Below are 1,207 nucleotides of genomic sequence, written 5' to 3'. Positions count from 1 at the left end.
TGTAAGTATCCCAGCTTTAGTTCCACACACTTTTTGAGATTTCCGGTTTCTCAGCCATCAGCCGGTATTCTTCCGGCGTCAGGTTATTCAGGGATTCATGAGGTCGTTCGCTGTTATATTCAGCCAGCCAACGCTCTGTGATTTCCCGTGCTTCATTCAGGGTTCTGAACAGATAAAAATCCAGTATTTCTGTCCGGTACGTCCTGTTAAAACGTTCGATAAACGCGTTCTGTGTTGGCTTACCTGGCTTGATAAATTCCAGCATCACACCATGGTCTTCAGCCCATTGCGCCAGCGCCAGTGATATCAGTTCCGGCCCATTGTCCATCCGCATCTTCAGCGGATATCCACGGTTTGCTACTATCCTGTCCAGCACCCGGACGACACGCTGCGCTGGGATATTTAGGTCAATTTCTATCGCCAGAGCTTCACGGTTAAAATCATCGACAACATTGAAAGTCCGAAAACGTCGGCCACATGTCAGCGCGTCGTGCATAAAATCAATCGACCAACTTTGGTTGAGTGCTTCCGGCGTTGCCAGCGGAGCCGGATTGCGCACCGGCAGGCGTTGTTTACCCTTACGACGAAAATTCAGTTTGAGAAGACAGTAAATCCGGTGGACACGCTTGTGGTTCCAGACGTGCCCCTGCCTGCGAAGTACCTGAAAAAGCTTCTTAAAACCGTAGCGGGGATAGCGCTCAGCGACCTCGGTCAGCCTCTGGATCACCGCTTCATCACGTCGCGTATCCGGTTGATAACGAAACACCGTCCTGCTTAGCGATAACGTCCTGCATGCCTGGCGTATGCTCATCGTAAATTGCGTGGTCAGATAGTTGACGAGCTCACGCTTTATCGCTGGTTTTAAAGCTTTTTTTCGATGACGTCTTTCAGTGCCCGGCATTCCAGACTCAGATCGGCAAACATCTGCTTCAGACGACGATTCTCGTCTTCAAGATCTTTGATCTTTTTTATATCAGCGGCTTCCATCCCGCCATATTTCGCCTTCCAGTTGTAATAGCTGGCTTCAGAAATAGCAGCCTCACGACACACATCTTTGACGGTTCGACCAGCTTCTACAGATTTCAGAACGGCAATGATCTGGTGCTCGGTGAATCGGATCTTACGCATAGCGATCTCCTCAGGTGACATAATCAGTATGTCGGAAGATCTCTAAAAATGAATGGGTCGTTTTGGTGGGATACTTACA

1 protein-coding gene is annotated in these 1,207 nt (G+C 49.1%); it reads right to left on the bottom strand.

The genetic code is table 11. The features are described from left to right. Positions 1-16 precede the first annotated feature (16 nt). A protein-coding gene (locus tag AC971_RS21510) for an IS3 family transposase (RefSeq protein WP_144236056.1) occupies positions 17-1,128 on the bottom strand; the annotation gives its coding sequence in 2 pieces (ribosomal slippage) (positions 17-867 and positions 867-1,128; 1,113 coding nt in all). Between the last annotated feature and the right edge of the window lie 79 nt (positions 1,129-1,207).

Origin of the sequence: Yersinia similis, from assembly GCF_001053095.1 — a bacterium.
In the GTDB taxonomy this organism is placed as follows: Bacteria; Pseudomonadota; Gammaproteobacteria; order Enterobacterales; family Enterobacteriaceae; genus Yersinia; species Yersinia similis.
This window is presented reverse-complemented; position numbering and strand designations above follow the sequence as displayed.